This window comes from Kutzneria viridogrisea DSM 43870 (assembly GCF_000525635.1).
Classification (GTDB): domain Bacteria; phylum Actinomycetota; class Actinomycetes; order Mycobacteriales; family Pseudonocardiaceae; genus Kutzneria; species Kutzneria viridogrisea.
In genome coordinates, this window is sequence record NZ_CP007155.1 from 5063110 (window position 1) to 5082413 (window position 19304).

At 71.0% G+C, this 19304-nt stretch carries 19 protein-coding genes; 17 read left to right on the plus strand and 2 right to left on the minus strand.

Annotated features, from left to right (window positions below):
- Window positions 1-72: 72 nt before the first annotated feature.
- The 8 genes from KALB_RS22290 to KALB_RS22325 all read left to right on the plus strand — a co-directional run bounded on the left by KALB_RS22290 (window position 73) and on the right by KALB_RS22325 (window position 8268).
- Window positions 73-1515: an NCS2 family permease gene (locus KALB_RS22290; protein WP_025357932.1), complete on the plus strand. Its 1443-nt coding sequence runs from the start codon at window positions 73-75 to the stop codon at window positions 1513-1515.
- Window positions 1499-2533, plus strand: coding sequence for an XdhC family protein (locus KALB_RS22295; protein ID WP_025357933.1), 1035 nt, complete (start codon window positions 1499-1501; stop codon window positions 2531-2533). Before KALB_RS22290 ends, KALB_RS22295 begins: the two co-directional genes overlap by 17 nt.
- 81 nt (window positions 2534-2614) lie before the next feature.
- Window positions 2615-3532 (plus strand): adhesin, encoded by a 918-nt coding sequence (locus KALB_RS22300; RefSeq protein ID WP_148309570.1) that lies wholly within the window; start codon window positions 2615-2617, stop codon window positions 3530-3532.
- Complete coding sequence (locus KALB_RS22305; RefSeq protein ID WP_148309571.1) at window positions 3529-4644, plus strand: hypothetical protein; 1116 nt, start codon at window positions 3529-3531, stop codon at window positions 4642-4644. The genes KALB_RS22300 and KALB_RS22305 overlap by 4 nt, the downstream gene beginning before the upstream one ends.
- A 5-nt stretch (window positions 4645-4649) precedes the next feature.
- On the plus strand, window positions 4650-5000 hold the full coding sequence (locus KALB_RS22310) for an effector-associated constant component EACC1 (protein ID WP_025357936.1): 351 nt from the start codon (window positions 4650-4652) through the stop codon (window positions 4998-5000).
- Window positions 5001-5657, plus strand: coding sequence for a caspase family protein (locus KALB_RS22315; protein WP_025357937.1), 657 nt, complete (start codon window positions 5001-5003; stop codon window positions 5655-5657).
- Between the two features lie 75 nt (window positions 5658-5732).
- Window positions 5733-6089: a hypothetical protein gene (locus KALB_RS22320; protein WP_025357938.1), complete on the plus strand. Its 357-nt coding sequence runs from the start codon at window positions 5733-5735 to the stop codon at window positions 6087-6089.
- 118 nt (window positions 6090-6207) lie between these two features.
- Window positions 6208-8268 (plus strand): CHAT domain-containing protein, encoded by a 2061-nt coding sequence (locus tag KALB_RS22325; RefSeq protein ID WP_025357939.1) that lies wholly within the window; start codon window positions 6208-6210, stop codon window positions 8266-8268.
- A gap of 55 nt (window positions 8269-8323) precedes the next feature.
- On the opposite strand, the gene KALB_RS22330 is transcribed toward KALB_RS22325, so the two are convergent.
- Window positions 8324-9682, minus strand: coding sequence for an MFS transporter (locus KALB_RS22330; RefSeq protein WP_025357940.1), 1359 nt, complete (start codon window positions 9680-9682; stop codon window positions 8324-8326).
- Between the two features lie 78 nt (window positions 9683-9760).
- On the opposite strand from KALB_RS22330, the gene KALB_RS22335 reads away from it, so the two are divergent.
- The 4 genes from KALB_RS22335 to KALB_RS22350 all read left to right on the plus strand — a co-directional run bounded on the left by KALB_RS22335 (window position 9761) and on the right by KALB_RS22350 (window position 12835).
- A complete protein-coding gene (locus KALB_RS22335) occupies window positions 9761-10225 on the plus strand; it encodes a MarR family winged helix-turn-helix transcriptional regulator (RefSeq protein ID WP_025357941.1) in 465 nt (154 codons plus the stop codon).
- 74 nt (window positions 10226-10299) lie between these two features.
- Window positions 10300-11598, plus strand: a complete 1299-nt coding sequence (locus KALB_RS22340) for an SAM-dependent methyltransferase (RefSeq protein ID WP_030108705.1) — start codon at window positions 10300-10302, stop codon at window positions 11596-11598.
- A gap of 56 nt (window positions 11599-11654) precedes the next feature.
- On the plus strand, window positions 11655-12389 hold the full coding sequence (locus KALB_RS22345; protein ID WP_081789931.1) for a DUF1295 domain-containing protein: 735 nt from the start codon (window positions 11655-11657) through the stop codon (window positions 12387-12389).
- Window positions 12386-12835, plus strand: coding sequence for a peroxiredoxin (locus tag KALB_RS22350; protein WP_025357944.1), 450 nt, complete (start codon window positions 12386-12388; stop codon window positions 12833-12835). Before KALB_RS22345 ends, KALB_RS22350 begins: the two co-directional genes overlap by 4 nt.
- Window positions 12836-12982: 147 nt before the next feature.
- Here KALB_RS22350 and KALB_RS22355 read toward each other — a convergent pair whose 3' ends face one another.
- On the minus strand, window positions 12983-13423 hold the full coding sequence (locus KALB_RS22355) for a winged helix-turn-helix transcriptional regulator (protein ID WP_025357945.1): 441 nt from the start codon (window positions 13421-13423) through the stop codon (window positions 12983-12985).
- Window positions 13424-13512: 89 nt separating this feature from the next.
- Here KALB_RS22355 and KALB_RS22360 point away from each other — a divergent pair, with 89 nt between their 5' ends.
- From KALB_RS22360 to KALB_RS44100, 5 genes are all read left to right on the plus strand, one after another.
- A complete protein-coding gene (locus tag KALB_RS22360; RefSeq protein WP_030108707.1) occupies window positions 13513-14352 on the plus strand; it encodes a class I SAM-dependent methyltransferase in 840 nt (279 codons plus the stop codon).
- A 457-nt stretch (window positions 14353-14809) separates the two neighbouring features.
- Window positions 14810-15202: a hypothetical protein gene (locus KALB_RS22365; protein WP_148309572.1), complete on the plus strand. Its 393-nt coding sequence runs from the start codon at window positions 14810-14812 to the stop codon at window positions 15200-15202.
- Window positions 15203-15455: 253 nt separating this feature from the next.
- On the plus strand, window positions 15456-17234 hold the full coding sequence (locus tag KALB_RS44095) for a serine/threonine-protein kinase (protein ID WP_025357948.1): 1779 nt from the start codon (window positions 15456-15458) through the stop codon (window positions 17232-17234).
- 142 nt (window positions 17235-17376) lie between these two features.
- Window positions 17377-18177, plus strand: coding sequence for a hypothetical protein (locus KALB_RS22375; protein ID WP_025357949.1), 801 nt, complete (start codon window positions 17377-17379; stop codon window positions 18175-18177).
- A gap of 25 nt (window positions 18178-18202) precedes the next feature.
- A complete protein-coding gene (locus tag KALB_RS44100; RefSeq protein WP_051913314.1) occupies window positions 18203-19300 on the plus strand; it encodes a glycoside hydrolase family 16 protein in 1098 nt (365 codons plus the stop codon).
- The last annotated feature ends 4 nt before the right edge of the window (window positions 19301-19304 follow it).

The following is a 19304-nucleotide window of genomic DNA, read 5'->3' on the forward strand; positions in this document are numbered from 1 at the left end:
TGAAACGTCCGCGATCAGGCCCCCGCTGGGGAGGGGCCTGCTCGCGTACGCCCACCGGCATGGGAGTACGTCATGACCCAGTTGCGCGACCCCAGTCCGACCCGGTTACCCCGCACCTCCCCCGTCGACCGCCTCTTCCGGATCACCGCCCGCGGCAGCACGGTGGGCCGCGAGCTGCGCGGCGGGCTGACCACGTTCGTGTCCATGGGCTACATCGTGCTGCTCAACCCGCTGATCCTCGGTGCCTCCGCCGACATCACCGGGGCCCGCCTGTCGGCCGCCGAGCTCACCACGGCCACCGCGCTGACCGCGGGCGTGATGACCGTCCTCATGGGACTGATCGGCAACGCCCCGCTGGCCATGGCCGCCGGTCTTGGCGTGAACGGGGTGGTGGCCTTCCAGATGGCCCCGCAGATGACCTGGGCCCAGGCGTTCGGGCTGGTCGTGCTGGAGGGGCTGTGCATCGTGGCGATGGCCCTGTCCGGGGTCCGCGAGCGGATCATGAACGCGATCCCGGCCGCGCTCAAGACCGCGATCTCGGTGGGCATCGGCCTCTACATCGCGCTGGTCGGCCTGGTCAGCGCGGGCTTCGTGACCAGGACCCCGGACGCCGCGCACTCCACGGTGCCGCTGCGCCTTGGCGTGGACGGCCACCTGGTGGGCTGGCCCGCGCTGGTGTTCTGCGCCGGGCTGCTGCTCATGGCGGTGCTGATGGCACGAGGTGTGCCGGGGGCGGTGCTGATCAGCATCGTGGCGGCCACGGCGCTGGCGATGGCCCTCAACTCCGTGTGGCCGGGCCAGGACTGGGGACTGGTCAGCCCGAGCCTGCCCGCGCGGCTCATCGCCGCACCGGACTTCGGGCTGTTCGGGCGGGTGGACCTGTTCGGCGGGTTCGTCTCGGCGGGCGCGATCGGTGCCACGGTGTTCCTGTTCACCTTGGTGCTGTCGGGTTTCTTCGACGCCATGGGCACGATCACCAGTGTCTGCGCCGAAGCCGGGCTGACCCGCGAGGGCAAGGTCCTTGGTCTCGGGCGGATCCTGCTGGTGGACGGGCTGGGTGCGGTCGCGGGCGGGGTCAGTGGGTCGGCGCCGAACACGGTGTTCCTGGAGTCGGCGGCCGGGGTCGGTGAGGGCGCGCGCACTGGGCTGGCCAGCGTGGTCAGCGGGCTGCTGCTGGCGGCCACCCTGCTGTTCACCCCGCTGGCGGCCGTGGTGCCCGCGCAGGCCGCCGCCCCGGCGCTGGTGCTGATCGGCGGGCTGATGATGGCTCAGTGCCGCCACATTCCCTGGCAGGACAGCGACTTCACCATCCCGGCCTTCCTGACCCTGGCGGTGGTGCCCTTCACCTACTCGATCACCAACGGGGTCGGCGCGGGCATCGTCAGCTACGTGGTGGTCAAGCTGGGCAAGGGCCAGTGGCGGCAGGTGCACTGGCTGGTGGCGTTGATCGCCGTGGTGTTCGTGGCCTACTTCGTGGTCGGCGGTCTGGAGGTGGGTCGTGCGGGAACTGGCTGAGGACCTGGCGGGGGCCGGGCGGTACGCGGTGGCCAGCGTGGTCGGCCTGCGGGGCAGCGCACCGCGCGGGCTGGGCTCGGCGCTGGCCGTCACCGAGGCGGGCGCCGTGTTCGGCAGCGTGTCCGGGGGCTGCGTGGAGGGCGCGGTGTACGAGCTGGCCCACCAGGTGCTGGCCAGCGGGCGGCCGGTGCGCGAGCGGTTCGGCTACTCCGAGCAGGACGCGTTCGCGGTCGGGCTGACCTGTGGCGGGGAGGTGGAGGTGTTCGTGCAGCCCGGTAGCGCCGAGATCGAGGCCGCGCTGGCCGAGCCGCCCGGCCGCCCCGTGCTGCTGGCGCGGGTGGTCGGCGGCCCGGATGCCTTGCTGGGCAAGGGCATCACCGTGCTCGGCGACCGGGTGGTCGGCGACCTGCTCGACCCGGCAGACCTGGCACAGGCCCCGACCGGCACGCTGTGGCTGGACGGTCTGGAGGTGTTCGTGCAGCGCTGGGACCCGCCCGCACGGATGATCGTGTTCGGTGCGGTGGACTACGCGGCGGCGCTGACCAGGATCGGCAAGTTCCTCGGTTACCGGGTCACGGTCTGCGACGCGCGCCCGGTTTTCGCTACGGCGCAACGCTTCCCCGAGGCCGACGAGGTCGTGGTGGACTGGCCGCACCGCTACCTCGCCGCGACCGACACCGACGAGCGGACAGTGGTGTGCGTGTTGACCCACGACGAGAAGTTCGACGTGCCGGTGCTGGTCGACGCGCTGCGCCGCCCGCTGGCGTACGTGGGTGCGCTGGGCTCGCGCCGCACGCACGAACGCCGGCTGGAGCGGTTGCGCGCGGCGGGCCTGTCCGGGGCCGAGATTGGGCGGCTGCGTGCCCCGATCGGGCTGGACCTGGGCGCGGCCACCCCGGAGGAGACCGCCGTGTCCATCGCGGCCGAGGTGGTGGCCCTGCGCCGGGGCGGCAGCGGGGCGGCCCTGTCGATCACGCAAGGTCCCATTCATCGGGATCTCGTTACGACATCAGGGTGAACGCGTGCGAGTTTGATAACAGGACGGAGGGTGATCGCTACTTTCCCGGTGGTTGTACGCCGCCACTGGGAGGGACCCATCGTGATCGAGGAGCAAGCCCAGCCCATGCCGGGCTGGCGAGGGGGCGACGGCAACGCCGCCTACCTGGACAAGAACCTGCGGCACCGGCCGATGGACCTGTCCCTGGACGACACCGTGAGCTGGCGGGTGGTGTTCCAGCTCTGGTCGCGCGCGGCAGTGGTCTCGGTCGCGGTCTGGCTGGTGTTCGCGCTGATCGCCTTCCTGGTCGGCCTGGGCAGCGTGTCCTCCAGCCGGCTCAGCAGCTCCGGGCTGGGCGCCTCCGCGGTGCTCTACTCGATCGGCACCCTGCTGGCCATCGTGGCCTTCTTCGTGGTGGTGCTGCTGACCAAGCTGCCCGAGCCGGTCGCCGAGTGGCGGGTGCTGCTGGCCGACCGCGCCGAGTTCGCGCCCGCCGTGTACAGCCAGATCGCGGGCACCCTGCGGGAGCGCCAGCTGCCCCTCGGCGGCGGCGCGCGGCGTATCCGCACCGGGTTCGGGCCGACGCATCACAGCAACCGGCTGGTCCTCACCGAGGGTGATTTCCGGGTGTACGTCTCGGTGTTCAGCTACGGCACCAGCCTCTACCTGGGCTGGCTGATGTGGCGCTCGCGGCGCGGGGCCACGCTGATCGGCCAGTTCCTGGTCGGCATCGTGCGCGGCCTGGCCGGCCACAACGACCCGGAGGTCGCCATGCTGCGCGCCGAGCGGGCGCGGGCCATGCGCGAGGCCGTGCACGCCGCCTGCCGTGAGGGCCTGATCGTGGCCGTGGACGGCCTCGAGGTGCCTGACCAGTACGGCTTCCCCTACGGCATGCCGCCCGTGGAGGACGGGCAGTTCGCCAGCGCGCCGGTGCCCGGGGTCTACCCGCAGCAGGCGCCGCAGCCGGTGCCGCCGCCGGACTCCGGACGGCACACCACGCCTGGGCCGCAGGCGCCGTGACCGCTCCTGGCGTGCTGCTGGAGAGTTCGGCGCAGATGAGTTGGGCGTGGATCGGCCTGCGGGTGGGCCCCGCCCCGAAGCTGGCCGACACCCGCGCGTACGCCGACGTGGCCGAACCCCAGCGGCGCGCGCAGACCACCGCCCGCGAGCGTGCCTGGCTCGCGGGCCAGTGGAACACCGAGTCGCACGCCCGCTGGGAACTGCGGTTCAGCAACGACCCGGTGACCCGGCTGGTGTCCTGCACCCTGCTGGGCCGGGTGCAGGACCCCGACCCCCGGATGGCCGAGCAGGCAGCGGTGCGGCTGCGGGACCGGCTCGCCGCCGCGCCCGCGCACGTGCTGACCGAGCCGCTGCTCGACGAGCACGAGATCAGCCACCGGCTCGCGCCCAGCCCATTGGACGGCCGGGGCAGCTTCGAGGTGCGCAAGCGGCTGAGCTGGGCGCCGTGCTCGCGGCGCGACACGGGACGGCAGGTCTGCTTCGCCGTGTCCCCGCTACTGCCCGAGGACCGGTCCTGGGAACCGCTGTGGCACGAGCTGGCACGGATGCCCCAGCCCACCGTGCTCAGCGTGTACCTGGAACCGTACGCCCCCTCCCCCGGCCTGGTCGGCGGGCTGCGGCGGCTGGTCGAGGAGTACGACCACCTCGCCCGGCCCGGCTTCGCCAACCCGATCTGGCCCGTGCCCCCACCACCCGACCGGTTCGCCGTGCGCGCGGCCCCGCTCTACGTCCAGGCCGCCGCCCGCTACACCGCCGGGCTCTGCTTCCGCACCCGCATTTCCATTGCCTCCCAAGGACCTGTGCCCTACGGCTTCGCCGACCTGCTCGCCGACACCGTGGGCGGCGGGGTGGTCCGCCAGACGCCCTCCGCCGAGCTCGACGCCGCCTGGCGCAACCTCGCCGCGCTCAACCGGGACTGGCTCGACCACAGCTACCGCCAGGGTTGTCCGCCCGGCAGCCTGCGGGACACCGAGCGCATCCTGTGCGACCTGTGCGACCTGGACGAGGCCGCCGCCACGTTCCGGCTGCCCTACGAGGTGCCTGGCCACCTGCCGTTGTTCGAGACCGCGGGGCGGCGCCGCCGTCCCGGTACCACCGCCGCCGAAAGGTGACCGCAGTGCACGAGGTCCTCTTCGAGTTCGAGGGCACCCCCGCCGACCGCGACCGCGACGCCCGCGACCTGGCCGCCTGGCTGGAGGAGGACCTGCGGGGCAGCGTCAGCCTCCGCATGGTCGGCCCCGCCGAGGGCGAGCTGGGCGGTGCCGCCGACGCCGCGGTCGTGCTGGCCGCCACCGCCCCGCTGGCCCGGCCGTTCTTCACCTGGCTGACCGAGCGGGTCAAGGCACGCAAGATCAGTCTGCGGATCTCCGCCAGCCACAAGGGAGAACAGCTCAAGATCGACGTCGAGGCCCCGCAGGACGCCGAGGCGCTGCTGGAGCGGATCGTGCGGCTGCTGGACGAGGACTGAGTGCTCGACTCCCGTGCCGTGCTGGTCGGCACCTGCACCTACACCCAGGGCCTGCCCCAGTTGGACCAGGCCGCCGCCAACCTCACCGACCTGTTCGACGCCCTCGTCGAGGTCGTCGACCCCAGCGGCATGCACGCGGTCACCGACCCGACCACCGCCCAGCTCGTGCTCGACCCGCTCGACCGGTGCGCCTCGTCCCCAGCGGACCTGCTGCTGTTCTACTACGCCGGTCACGGCCTGCGCGACCAGGACGACCGCCTGTGCCTGGCCCTGCCCGGTTCGGTGGACACCCCGCGCGACGCCCGCCGCACCTCCCTGCCCGTTGACTCCGTACTGGAGATCATGAAGCGCGCCCCTGCCCGGCACCGGGTCGTCATCCTGGACTGCTGCTACTCCGGTCTGGCCATGGACTCCCCCGCCGCCGCCGACCTGCACCTGTTGACCGCCACCAACCGCACGGCCAAGGCCGCCTACCGGGTGGACGACCGCAACACCGAGTTCACCGGCGAACTCGTGCGGCTCCTGGTCGACGGTCCCGGGCCGGTCGACCTCGGCGGGGTGTACCGCCACCTCGACCGAGCGCTGCTCGCCCGCGGCCTGCCCCGTCCCCGGCAGCGCTGCGTGGACCACAGCGCCGAGATCGTGCTGCGGCCGTAGCCGGTCGCTAACGCCGTCCGAACTCGACGCGATGCACTGCCCTGAGACGACCCGGTTGAGGAGAGCGGTCAGCCCATGAGCACACCCAAGATCCTGGTTCGAGTCCCCGACGACCTGGTGCCCGAACTCGTCGCCGCCGGTCTTGCCGAGCAGGCCACGACCCGGCGCAGCGGCAACTGGGAGGTGGTCGCGAGCTGGCTCACCGGAGCGGGCACCGTGATCAGCCTCCTGCAGGGGCCGGAGACCATCGGTTGGCTGGCCAAGGCGTTGTTCAAGCGCAAGAAGGACAATCCGCGAGCCTCGACCCAGTACCTCACGGCCAAGGGTGAGGCGGGCGAACTGCGCATCCCCATCACCGAGTCCACCTCGGTCGAGGACATCGAGCGCCTGCTGACCGCGACGCTGTTCCCCGCGGACCGGGACAAGCGGTAGCCCTCCGGTGCCCCATTTCGAGCGGGCTCGCCGAGCCCTCGGCCGGTGGGCGCTGAGCCGGGCGGCAGCGGTCGACCTGGCGCGACTGTCCGATCGCGACAGTGGTGACCTGAGGTCGGTGACGACGCTGTTCCAGTTGCTCGGCAAGCGACCGGTCTACACCGCGACCCTGGACCACTGCCTCGACGTGGTGTCCCAACTCGCCAATCCCGCCGAGATCACCCAGGTGGTCCTCGGGGCTCTGCTCGGTGACGTCGCGGCCGAATACCGGCGCATGGGGTTCGACGAAGGGGCCGACCGGGCCAGCAGCCTCGAGCAGTCGCTGGGCGGTGCGCGCAGGCCTGACCTGCGGGTGCTCGATCTCGTGTCGTGCCTGCACAATTCGAGCTATGGCCAGGTGAACGCCAAGGTCGTTGAAGCCGTGATCAGGGCCATGTTGTCGGACTTGGACCGCGCGCCAGCGGTGCGGCGCGTGAAGCCGGTGGTGACGGCCCTGGAAGCCGCGAACGGAGCGGGCAACATCGCCCTGCTCGCCACGATCGTGAGACGCGCGGGATCAACGGCTGTCCTCGACGGTGTGCTGGAACAGTTGAGGCACCGGATCACCGAGACGAGGACCGCCGAGGACGCACTGACCCAGGCCACCCGGTTGACCAACATCGCGCAGGTGATCGCCGAGTTCGATCCCAGCTACGAAGCAACTTGGCAGGAGGCACAGCAGACCGAACTCGCAGCCAACGCCGCGCTCAGGAACTCCGGCGAAGGGCCGAACCTCTTCCAGGCAGGTATTGAGGCCGCACAGCGCGGTGATTGGCTGAAGGCCGCACACTACTACGAGGAGTTCGCCCGGATTCGCGAGTTCTCACCGGCCATGCGCGCGGCGATGCTGGTCTACGCCGACGCGGCCAGGCTCAACGCGGATGCGGTCACCGACGAGGACTCGATGAACCGACTGGTCCAGCGGCTGGTCGAGAACAGGGTGCTACAGGCCAGGTCGATCGTGGACCTCCCGTTGTTCCTGACCTTGCTGATAGCCCAGTCGATGGCCATCCACGAGAACAGCGCGACGGCCGAACCCGCGCTTCGGGCGGCGGAACTGGCCGCGGAGTGCCGGGCCGGTGTCGCCGTACAGCGGGGAACCCGCGCGATCCGCACGAGCGAGGACGAGGCGGTGGCGCTGGTGGACCTGCTCAACCACGACGCCGCGGCCTTCAGCCCGTCCGGGCTCGCCGCGCGCCACGCGGATCTCGTCTTCCTCTGGGTGAACACCTTCACCACCGAGGACGACCACAACGGTCTTCTCCTCTGCGGCCTCGACTGCGCCACCGGCCGCACCTGGGCCGCGAAGCACGTGCTCACCGGGGAGTTGGCGGCCATCATGGTGGACGCGCTGGGTGAGACCTCGATCGACCTCACCGAGGACCAGGCGGCTTCGCTGTCCCGACTGCTCTTCGCGGGCATGCCGGACACCGGACCGGTCAAGCTCGTGGTGGTCCCCGACGCGGTGGCGTGGATCATGCCGTGGAACAGGCTCGCCCCCGCGACCGCGCTCGAAGTCAGCACAGCGCCTTCGGCCACCGCGGTCGACCGGACGCGTGCTGCCTCGTTCGGCTCGCCTCGGCGCATCATCGGCCTGTTCGACCACGATCTGCCCGGTGCGGTACTGGAACGGGCAGCGCTGCTCGACCTGGCGAGTGCGGACCTCATCGAGTTCCGCGAGGTCCACTCGTACGCGGAACTGGCAGATGAGCTCGCGACCAACGACTACGACCTGCTCACCGTCGCGGTGCACGGCACCTCGAACGACGGCTACGAGTACCGCCTGCTGTTCCCCAGCGGCAGGACGTCCCCCGCGGCGCTCTTCCAGCTCCGCCTGCCGCCGGTCGTCGTGCTCGGGTGCTGCTGGTCGGGTCAGAGCACCGAGCACCCCGACATGGTCGCCACCTCCGTTGGCTGCCTCGCCGCTGGCGCCGAACTCATGGTCGGCGGGCTCTGGGCCATCGACGACAAGGTGTCAGGACACCTGCTCGCCGAGGTCTACCGGCGCTGTGCCAGCGGTACGCCCTTCGCCCAGGCGTTCCGGACGGCCTACCAACACCTTTCGGCTGAACACCGCGCGGAGGCCGCGGGGGTGGCTCTCATCGGCGCGCCGCCGACCGGGGACGGGACTCCGAGCTGACGACGGCGGCGGTGAGCCCGTGCACAGCTCGGTCCCCTTCACTCCACGCGGTACTTCACCTACTGCGGTGTGAATCCGTCAAGAACACGACCGCCATGGCCGCCGCGGCGACCAGCAGCGCGGCGAAGGCGGGCCACGACTCACCGGTGAGGTGCAGCGCCAGGGTCGTGACCGACACGCCGAGTGTGGTGCCCAGGCCACGGGCCATGTTGACCAGGCCGCCGCCCAGGCCCGAGCAGCGGGCGGGGATCGCCGCCATGACCAACGCGTTGTTGGCGGGCGTGACCAGGCCCAGGCCCACACCGAGCAGGGCCAGTGCGCCGACGAGCGGGCCACCGGCGCACAACGTGGCCAGGGCCGCGCAACACAGCAGCGAGCCGAGCAGGCAGCGGCGCCGCTCGGACCACGTGGCGGGCACGAACCGCCCGCCGAGGGTGGCGGCCAGGGCGAACCCGGCGGGCAGGCTGGTCAGCGCCAGGCCCGCCCGCAGCGGTGAGCTGATCATCGCGGGCACGAGCACGAGCGGCCCGAACAGCACGAGGTAGCCGAGGGTGGCGGCGACCAGCCCGTACCGGGTCGCCTTGTGTCGCAACAGGTCCAGGTCGATCAGCGGTGAGCGGGCACGGCGCTGCCGCCACACGAAGCCCACCGCGGTGAGCACACCGAGCACGAACAGGGCGCCTACCGCGGTGGGCGGCAGCGGCAGCCCCGAGGCGGAGGACAGGGCGAGCAGCAGCGCGCTGGCCGAGGTCGCCAGCAGCGCGACGCCCCACCAGTCCGGGGCACCGGCCGGGGTGCGCTGGCGGGTCCTGGGCAGCAGGTAGCGCCCGGCGATGATCGCCACGATCCCGATCGGCACGTTGACGCCGAACACCCAGCGCCAGCCGACCCCGGCCACCAGCAGGCCGCCGACGGTCGGTCCCAGCGCGAGGCCCAGGGCCTGTGCCGCCGCCTGCACGCCCAGCGCCAGGCGCATCCGTTCGCGAGGCGCGCTCGTGGTGACCAGCGCGACGCTGTTGGCCTGCAACATGGCGGCGCCGATGGCCTGGACCACCCGGAACGCGATCAGCGCGGGCAGCGAGTCGGCCAGCCCGCAGGCCGCCGAGGCCAGCGTGAACACCCCGAACCCGTACAGGTAGACCAGCTTGCGCCCGGCCGTGTCGGCGAGGCGGCCGACCGGCGCCAGCAGGGCGACCAGGGTGAGCAGGTAGCTCAGCGAGACCCACTGCACGGCTGCCAGGGTGCTGCCGAACTCCGTGCCGAGCGCCGGGAAGGTGAGCGTGACGATGCTCGCGTCGAGCTGGCCCATGAACGCGCCCAGGCAGACCGAGCCGACCGCGAGCCAGTGCGCGTGCGGCCAGTTCGCGATCCACCTGGGCCGGGCGGGCTCGGCGCGCAGCGACTGGATCAGCACGGCCCCAGATTACCTCGGACACCGACATACTCGATATACGACGAACCTGTGGCGGTGACCACCTACTACGCTGGTCGGATGTCGCACGAGGCAGCCCCGTCCAGCCCCGCCACCGACGCGCGGACCCTCACCGAAGTGGTGACCAGACTGCGCCGCGCCCTGCGCACCAGCATCCGCACCGACTACCCGTGGGAAGCCCTGCCCATGGCCCAGGTCGAGCTGCTGATGGCGCTGGCCGACCACGCCCCCGCCCGCATCGGGCAGCTGGCCGCCCTGCAACGCCTCGCCCCGAACACGGTCAGCGGCCTGGTCCAGCAGCTGGTCGAGTCCGGGCTGGCCATCCGGGAGAGCGATCCCAGCGACCGGCGGGTCGCCAGGGTCACGCTCACCGCGGCCGGTCACCGCCAGCTCGCCGAGTGGCAGCAGGCACACGAACGGCGGATCTCCACCGCCCTGGACAAGCTGCCCGCGGAGTCCCGCGAGGCCGTGGTCGCGGCCCTGCCCGCGCTGAACCTGCTGGTCGACCACTTGTTCACCCCCTGATCGAACCGCTGGCGCCCCCGCTGCGAACCCGGTATGGGTCAGCAGACCCGTACGTGCGGCAGAAGGGGCCTGGAGTGGCTGGTTCGACTGGTATCGCGCAAACCCTGGCCGGACTCGTGGAGCGGTTCCTCGGCGCCGAGCTGCCCGTGCGGCTACGCGCCTGGGACGGCAGCGTCACCGGTCCGGTCGACGCCCCTGTCGTGGTCGTGCGCTCGCAACGGGCGCTGCGCAGGCTGCTGTGGGACCCCAACGAGCTGGGGCTGGCCCGCGCCTACGTCTCCGGGGACATCGACGTGGAGGGTGACCTCAAGGAGGGCCTGTCCCGGTTCTGGCAGCTGGTCCGCAGGGAGGGCCTGGGCAAGGTCAGGCTGACCGCGAAGGACCGCGTGGACATCGTGCGAGCCGCGCTCAGGCTCGGCGTGCTCGGCAAGCGGCCCGCTCCCCCGCCGGAGGAGGCCCGGCTGTCCGGGGCCGAGCACACCAAGTCCCGTGACCGGGACGCGATCTCGCACCACTACGACCTGTCCAACGAGTTCTACCGCACCCTGCTCGACCCCAACATGGCGTACTCCTGCGGGTACTGGACCTCTGACGCCCCGGACTACACCGTCGAGGACTCCCAGCGGGACAAGCTGGACCTGATCTGCCGCAAGCTGGACCTCCAGCCGGACATGCGGCTGCTGGACGTGGGCTGCGGCTGGGGCTCGCTGATCCTGCACGCCGCCACGCACTACGGGGTGCACGCCACCGGCGTGACCCTGGCCGCCGAGCAGCGCGAGTTCATCACCGCGCGCATCGCCGAGCGCGGGCTGGGCGACCGCGTGCAGGTCCGGTTGCAGGACTACCGTGAGATCCCCGAGGAGGGCTACGACGCCATCGGGACCGTGGAGATGGGCGAGCACGTCGGGCTGGGCAACTACCCGACCTACGCCGCCCAGCTGTTCCGGCTGCTCAAACCCCAAGGCAGGTTGCTGCTACAGCAGATGTCGCGGGTGGCCAGCGCGCCCAAGGCCCCGGGCGGCGGCTCGTTCATCGAGCGCTACGTGGCCCCCGACATGCACATGCGCCCGGTTGGCGAGACCATCGCCATGCTGGAGCAGGCCGGGCTGGAGGTGCGTGACGTCGAGGCGCTGCGGGAGCACTACGTGTGGACCGTGGACGCCTGGGCGCAGACCCTGGAGGAGCGGGCCGAGGAGCTGACCAAGCTGGTCGGCGAGGGGCAGCTCCGGGTGTGGCGGCTGTACCTGGCCGGTGGTGCGCTGGCGTTCAAGGAGAACCGGATGGGCGTGGACCAGATCCTCGCCGTGCGGCCCACCCTCAACGGCGCCAGCGGTATGCCCCGCACGAGGCGGACCTGGGAGGTCGTGGCGTGAACCTGAGCGGTTTCCTGCTCAACCTGTTGATCAGCGCGGGCGCGGTGCTGGTGGTCATGCTCATCGCGTTGGGCCTTGCCGTGCGCCGTGGCCGTCACGACGGCATCGATGCGGTGTGGGGCCTGGGTTTCGCGGTGATCGCGCTGGTGACGCTGGCCGTGTCCGACGGGGACCTGGTCACGCGGCTGGTCGTCACCGGGCTGACGGTGGTGTGGGGCGTGCGGTTGGCCGTGCACATCCACCGCCGCAACCACGGCAGGCCCGAGGATCCGCGCTACGTGGCGCTGATGGGCCGGGCCACCGGCAACCCGGTCTGGTACGCGTTCCGCAAGATCTACCTGATCCAGGGCGTGATCATGTGGTTCGTCTCCATGCCGGTGCAGGCCGCGCAGTACGAGACGGGCGCCTTCGGCCTGCTGGGCTGGCTCGGCGTGCTGGTGTGGCTGGTGGGCCTGGGTTTCGAGGCCGTCGGCGACCAGCAGCTGGCCCGGTTCAAGGCCGACCCCGGCAACCGTGGCAAGATCATGGACCGGGGTCTGTGGCGCTACACCCGCCACCCCAACTACTTCGGTGACGCCTGCGTCTGGTGGGGCCTGTACCTGGTGGCCTGCCAGCACTGGATCGGGGCGCTCACGGTGCTCTCCCCCGTGGTCATGACCGCGTTCCTGACCAAGGGCACCGGCAAGGCGCTCACCGAGAAGAACATGGCGAACCGCCCCGGTTTCGCCGAGTACGTCAAGCGCACCAGTGGGTTCTTCCCGCTGCCACCCCGAACGGGAGGTTCCCGATGAACGTCGGCGACCAGGTCACTGACTTCGAGCTGCCGGACGACACCGGCACCCCGCGCAAGCTCTCGGAGTTCCTGGCCAAGGGCCCGGTCGTGCTGTTCTTCTACCCGGCCGCGATGACCGGGGGCTGCACCGCGGAGAGCTGCCACTTCCGCGACCTGGCCGCGGAGTTCGGGGAGGTCGGCGCCCAGCGCATCGGCATCAGCCCCGACCCCGTGGACAAGCAGGCGCAGTTCTCCCAGATGCACTCCTTCGACTACCCGCTGCTGTCCGATGTGGACGGTGCGGTGGCCACCCAGTTCGGGGTGCGCAGGCGGTTCGGCCCGCTGCTGACCCGCAGGCAGACCTTCGTCATCGGCGAGGACGGCAAGGTCGTCGAGGTGGTCAAGAGCGAGCTGCGCATGGCCGTGCACGCCGACCGGGCCCTCGCCGCCCTCCGCAAGTCCTGACCCACCCCGGAACAGCGCGTGTCGGCGCTTCCGGTACCGCGTGTTCGCGCTTGCAGCCCGAATTCCCACGAGTTGGGAAACTGCCCGCCCAGCGCCGACACGCCGCACGCGAAGCGCCGACACGCGCCGGGTCCTCGGCACCGCGGGTCAGGTCGGCCAGCGGTCGGCGCGGACCACGGTGGCGCTGCCGGAGCGGACCGGTTCCCCGCAGCCGGCGCACACGGTCTTCGGCGCCAGCACCTCACCGCACTCGTGCCGCCACACCGTGGGCGGCGGGCCCTGTGTGACGTACCGGTCCCCCCAGTCCATCAGCGTCAGCAGCACGGTGTGCAGCGCACGGCCGGCCTCGGTCAGCACGTACTCGTAGCGTGGCGGGCGCTCCTCGTAGAGCTGGCGCTCCAGCACCCCGGCGTCCACCAGCTTGCGCAGCCTCGTGGTGAGGATGTCCCTGCTGGCGCCGGTGTTCTGCACGATCTGGTCGAAGCGCCGCACCCCGAAGAAGACCTCGCGCAACGCGAGCAGGCTCCACCGCTCGCCGACCACCTCGAGCGCGTTGGCGATGGAGCACTCGCGAGCCTGTCTGCCCATGTCACGAGCCTACGCCGGTGCATCCGGAATTCCAACGAACCCCAAAACCCGGTAGCCGAGCCCCGCCGCGCTGCCTAGGGTCTGCGGACGTGGATCGTGAAGTACGACTGAGGGAACTGCTCATCGGCGTGGAGGGGCTCGCCCTGCTGCGCGGCCTGTACGACGGGCCGGTGGAGCAGGCCGACCAGCGGCTGGCCGAGGTGCGGCGCATCCTGGACGAGCCGGAGTTCGCCAGCGGGGAGCTGACCAGCGAGCAGGACGCCCGCGTGGGCTACCGGGCCTGGTCGGCGCGCTACGACGAGCCGGGCAACCCGATGATCGACATGGAGCAGCCCGCGGTCTGGGGCCTGCTGGCCGACATCCCGCCGGGCGAGGCCCTGGACGCGGCCTGCGGCACCGGGCGGCACGCCCGCCACCTGGTCGAACTGGGCCACCGGGTGACCGGTGTGGACCTGACCCCGGAGATGCTCGACGTGGCGCGCGAGTCGGTGCCGCAGGCCCAGTTCACCGAGGGCGACCTGTGCGAGCTGCCGTTCGGCGAGGACAGCTTCGACCTGGTGGTGAGCGGCCTGGCCGTGGCACACGTGGCCGAGCTGGACAAGGCCATCAGCGAACTGGCCCGCGTGCTGCGCCCCGGCGGGCGGCTGGTGATCTCCGCGCTGCACCCGTTCCAGGCACACCTCGGCTGGCACGCGCCGTTCCAGGACGCGGCGGGCAACCGGGGTTTCGTCCGCGAGCACGCGCACAGCCACGCCGACTACTTCGCCGCGTTCACCGCCGCCGGGCTCCAGGTGCGGGCTTGCCTGGAGCCGAGGCTCGATGTGGACCAGGTGCGCGCGAAGCGGCGCGCCTACCGGGCGGTGCCCGAGGCCGCGCTGGCCGCCTACCTCGGGCTGCCCGGCGCGCTGGTCTGGGACGTCCAGCGCTAGCACGGCATAGCGTGAAGGTGGCTTTCACTGCGTTGAACGCAGTGAAAGCCACCTCATCTTGTGCAATGTCGCTGGTATCGGCCTTGCTGGGCGCGGGGCCAGTTGAGTGACCCCTTGTCGAGGAAGAGTGCGCAAGCGGATGCTGGCACTAGACCACCACCAGTGGCGAAAGTTGAACATCTATTCCGTTTTCCCTGATCACGTTCATTCCCTGGCCGTCAATTTCGCCTCCCGAGACGGCACTCGATGTCATGGCGACGACACTACTCGTGAACGCGAAGGAAACGGCGCACATGCAGGCCATTGGCTTTACCGAGGCCGACTGACGGACTGGTTGTCACGAAGCCATTGACCAGGCGTTTCGATGGTTCTTCCGTCGCCGCAACCGACACCCCGACACACGCGGGGGCTTGGATTGACACACCAACCAGTTTCGTTAGCGCGAAGGAATAAACTCATGATGAAGCGCATCATCGTTGCCGCTACCACGGTGCTGGCTGTCTGCGGATTGGCCGGTGGACCCGCGAGTGCCGCCAGCCCGACCATCAAGCCCATTGACGGGCCTGTTATGCGCTCCACCCTGTTCCTGCTCCCGGAACCCAACTTCTCGGGGAGCCCGCAGCGGGTGGTCGCTCCGGTGCCGTTCCGGTGTACGCCCGTGGATCCCAACATCCTGCCGGATGGCGCACACTCCGCATTCAACGACACCCGCCAGTACATCGCACTGTTCGCAAAGCCGCCCGCCGGAAAGGCCCCGTGCGAGGCGACTCCGGTCATCGAACTGTCGCCCAGCAACCCGGCCGCGGAATTCCCGGAGCCGGTTTTCTATTTCAAGGCGTTTCTCAGGTAACTCGCCGGTGATCGACCCCAGGTAAGAGCGTCCGAGGCGCGCTCTGGGGCGACGCGCGCTGATGTCCCGCGACCCGAACCGGTCGCGGGACATCGACGCGCGTGCCGTTCGTACGGTTGGCCGCGCGTGCTGGTCCTCGATCTTCTCCAGGTCCCTGGTGGAGTCGATCACGAACCGCGGGCCACCGCCGCCAGCGGGAGTAGTTCTCCCGATCCGCTTGTGGCCACGGGGTGCTCGCGGGACAGTACTGACCGTGTTGGCCGGACAGGTGATCGCTGGCAGATATCGGCTCGAGGAACAGGCTGGCTCCGGGGGAAACGGGGTTGTGTGGCGCGCCACCGACGAACAGCTGGACCGGCAGGTGGCGCTCAAGCGGGCGATCCCGGGCGAGCCCAGCCAGTACGCCGAACAGCTCCAGCAGTTGCGGCGCGAGGCGAAGTTGTTGGCGCAGTTGAACCACCGCAACATCGTCACGCTGTACGACGTCCTCAACGACGGGGACGAGTGCTGGCTGGTGATGGAGTACGTGCCCGCACAGAGCCTGGCCGAGCGGGGTGTGCTGCCCGCCGAGCGCGTGGCCGAGTTGGGTGCCCAGGTGGCCGGGGCGCTCGCGGCCGTGCACGCCAAGGGCATCCTGCACCGTGACGTGAAGCCCGCCAACGTGCTCATGATCTCCGAGCACGAGGCGAAGCTCGGCGACTTCGGGATCTCGCGGATCCTGGCCGGTGAGGAGACGGTGACCGGTTCCTCCGTGCTGGCCGGGACCCCCGGCTACGTGGCCCCGGAGGTGGCCAACGGCAGCGACCCGACGGCGGCCTCCGACGTGTTCTCGCTGGGCTCCACGCTGTTCGCGGCGGTCGAGGGCGTGTCGCCGGTCGGCAGCACCACCGACAACGCCTTCCTCCGGCTGCGGCGCGCGGCCCAGGGGCAGATCGCCCCCTGCCGCAAGGGCGGTCCGCTGGCGCCGGTGCTGTCCGAGTTGTTGCGGGTCGATCCCGCGAAGCGCCCCACCGCGGCCCAGGCGCAGCGCCTGCTCACGGAGGTCGCCGAGGGCGTGGCGCACTCCCGTCGGCCGCGCAACGCCACCCGCCGCTGGCTGCTCGCGGCCGGGGCGCTGGCCGTGGTGGCGGGGCTGGCCGCCTGGCTGGTGCTCGGCGGTCAGCAACCGGCCGCACGGACCGGCTCCCTCATGGGCAAGGCCAGGACCGCCGATCCCTGCTCGCTGGCCGCCAGCATCGGCGGCCTGGACCGGTTCGGCACGGTCAACGTGGTCTCCGACGAGTACGGTTTCGACCAGTGCAACGTGCTCGTGAAGGTGGAGGACAACAAGCGGCAGTCCGACGTCACGATCCAGTTCATCAGCCAGACCGCCAGCGCGAGCCCGCTGCCGCCCGCGGACAACAAGCGCACCTTCAGCATTGTCCGGGACGCGCCGGGAGACGGCGTGTGCGCCCGGCACCTGTTGTTGCCGGACCACTACGAGATCCTGATCCACGCACACCGCGTCTCCGTGCCGGAAGCCGACTTCTGCGGCATGGCCGACGTGGTCACCGACTCGGCGGTGGCCGTGCTGGACAGCGGCCCGATTCCCCCGCGCGACGAGTCCAGGATCCTGCCGCAGTCCCTGATCAACAAGAGTGCCTGCGAGACGGCCAACTCCCCGAACTTCCCCGCGCTGCCCGGAATCGACCCGAGGACTCCCGTGATCGGGTTCGGGGACTGGCGTTGCACCTGGAAGAGCGCCACCGACTCCAGGGAGTTGAAAGTGGAGTTCGCCCGACGCGAGGGGCTGCTCGAGAGCGCCCAAGGCGCGCGGACCCAGATCGCCGGTCAGCCCGCGGTCGTGGACGAGATCAGCACCGAGGACCCGAACACCTGCGAGGTGGAGGTCCTCAACCTCAACTACACCGCTGCCGACAAGAGCACGCGCAGCGAGGTCTGGTACGCCTACGCCACCGACAGGGACAAGTCCCAAGCCGAGCGCTGCGCGCTGGCGAAGGACCTGGCCACAGCGGCGGTGACGCCCCGGTGACGCCCCGGTCGGCCTGCCCGGCCCCCTCCTCCGGGCAGGCCGACCGGAACCCGACCCGTTCTACTCCTGCCGCTCGGGAACATTCCCGGGCCACCGGGCACAAACTTGCGATGCCAATCAGCTGAGGTGCCAGGAGGCGGAGATGAGGGAGCGTCTGACGGCCCCGGGGAGCCAGGTGCTCTCCCCCACCCACCACAGCCTGGCCTGGGGAGTGCCCGCCGGGGTCGTACCGGGCACGCTGCACGTACTGGCGGTGACCGGTGGCATCACCGTGAGCCCACAGGAGGGGCGTGCCATCCTGTTCGGCCGCAACCGCCCGGACGTGCACGTGTGCGTCGGGGAGAACGACCGGCGGATCAGCAGGCTCCAGGGCAGGCTGACGCACAGCGCCGACCGGTGGTGGGTCAGCACGACTGGCCGCCTGCCGCTGCGGCTGCCCGGGTCCAGGTTGCTGTTCCACCAGGACGAGCCGATCCCGCTGGCCACCGGCTACACCCCGATGTTCGTGCGGGGCTCCAGCGGACGCGAGCACCTGATCGAGGTGCACGTGCAGTCCGGTGAGGCCGAGCGGCCACCGACCGCGCACGAGGCCGCGACCCAGCCGCCGAACACCTGGGCGCTCTCCCCCGCCGAACGGCTTGCCCTGATCGTGCTGGGCCAGCGGTACCTCCTGCACGAGGTCTACCCGAACCCGCTGTCCTGGCGGCAGGCCGCCTTGCACCTCAACGAGATCCGGCCGGACGAGGAGTGGACGCACAAGAAGGTCGAGCACCTCGTACTGGGCGTCCGTACCAGGATGAGCCGAGGTGGTGTCACCGGGCTGACCCGGGAGGAGGTCGGCGAACCGGTTGGCAACACGCTGAACCACAACCTGATCCGGGAACTCCTGGAGACGACCACCTTGGTACCGCCGGACCTCCGGCTGATCGGCTACGAGGAGTGAGACAGCCGAGCACGGGAGGAACACGATGACGAGGATCACTCACAGACACGCGGCCGTCGGGGCCGTGGTCGCCGTGGCGGTACTCGCCCTGGGCGCCGTCAACGCGGTGGGAGCGCCGGGTGAGGTGCCGACCGACAACGCCTGCGCCAACCCGGTGCTGGCACAGGACCTGGGCGGCTGGGGGCCGTTCGACGGTCCCGTGGTCAGCCGGGACACGGTGGGCGACCACCCCGTGGCCAACCTGCACGGCGCGGGCACGGCACGGGTCGCGGCCGACTGGTACGGAGCCTCGGGCAACTACCTCGGCCAGTCCGAGGGACCGGCGGTGCCACTGCCCGCGTCCACGGCGACCGGCGAGTCGTGGACGCGGACGGCGTGCGGCTACCGGCTCGGCGGCGGGACCAGCACGACAACTCCGCCCACGGACAGCCGGGCCTCGGACCGGTACCACTGGGGTGCGGCGAACCCCGAGGAGTCCGACGAGTTCAACGCGGGCTCGGTGGACCTGGCCAAGTGGGGGCTGTTCGGCGCGAGCGAGGGGCAGTCGACCGGCTGCTCGCCCGGGTTCAACGGGCACGGGCAGCGCTGCGCGAGCCAGACCACCGAGGGCGGTGGCCTGCTGTCGGTGGTGGGCACCGCCGACGGGGTGACCGGCGGGCTGTACAGCAACCACAACGGGTTCAAGTACGGTCGCGTCGAGGTGCGGGAACGAGCAATGCCGTTGGAGGACAACGGAGGCGCGGCCTACCACGCGGTCCCGCTGCTGTTCCCGGTGACCGCGGACTACACCCAGGCCGAGATCGACTTCGCCGAGCGCGACGTGGCCGACCCCGGCGTGGACCTGTTCGTACACCACGACGGCACGCAGGAGCACTGCTCGGCCACCGTGGACTCGACCCAGTTCCACAACTACGCCGTGGACTGGGAACCGGACTCGGTCACCTGGTACGTAGACGCCGAGCAGGTGTGCAGGGTCGAGGCGTCCATCGACTACTTCGACAAGTCCAACGGCGGGGCGCAGCTGGACATGTTCCCCGACACCGGGACCCTGATGCGCCCGGCACGCGAGGACGTGGACTGGATCCACATGTACCCCAGCCCGTCCACGGTGTACGGCCCCTGACGTC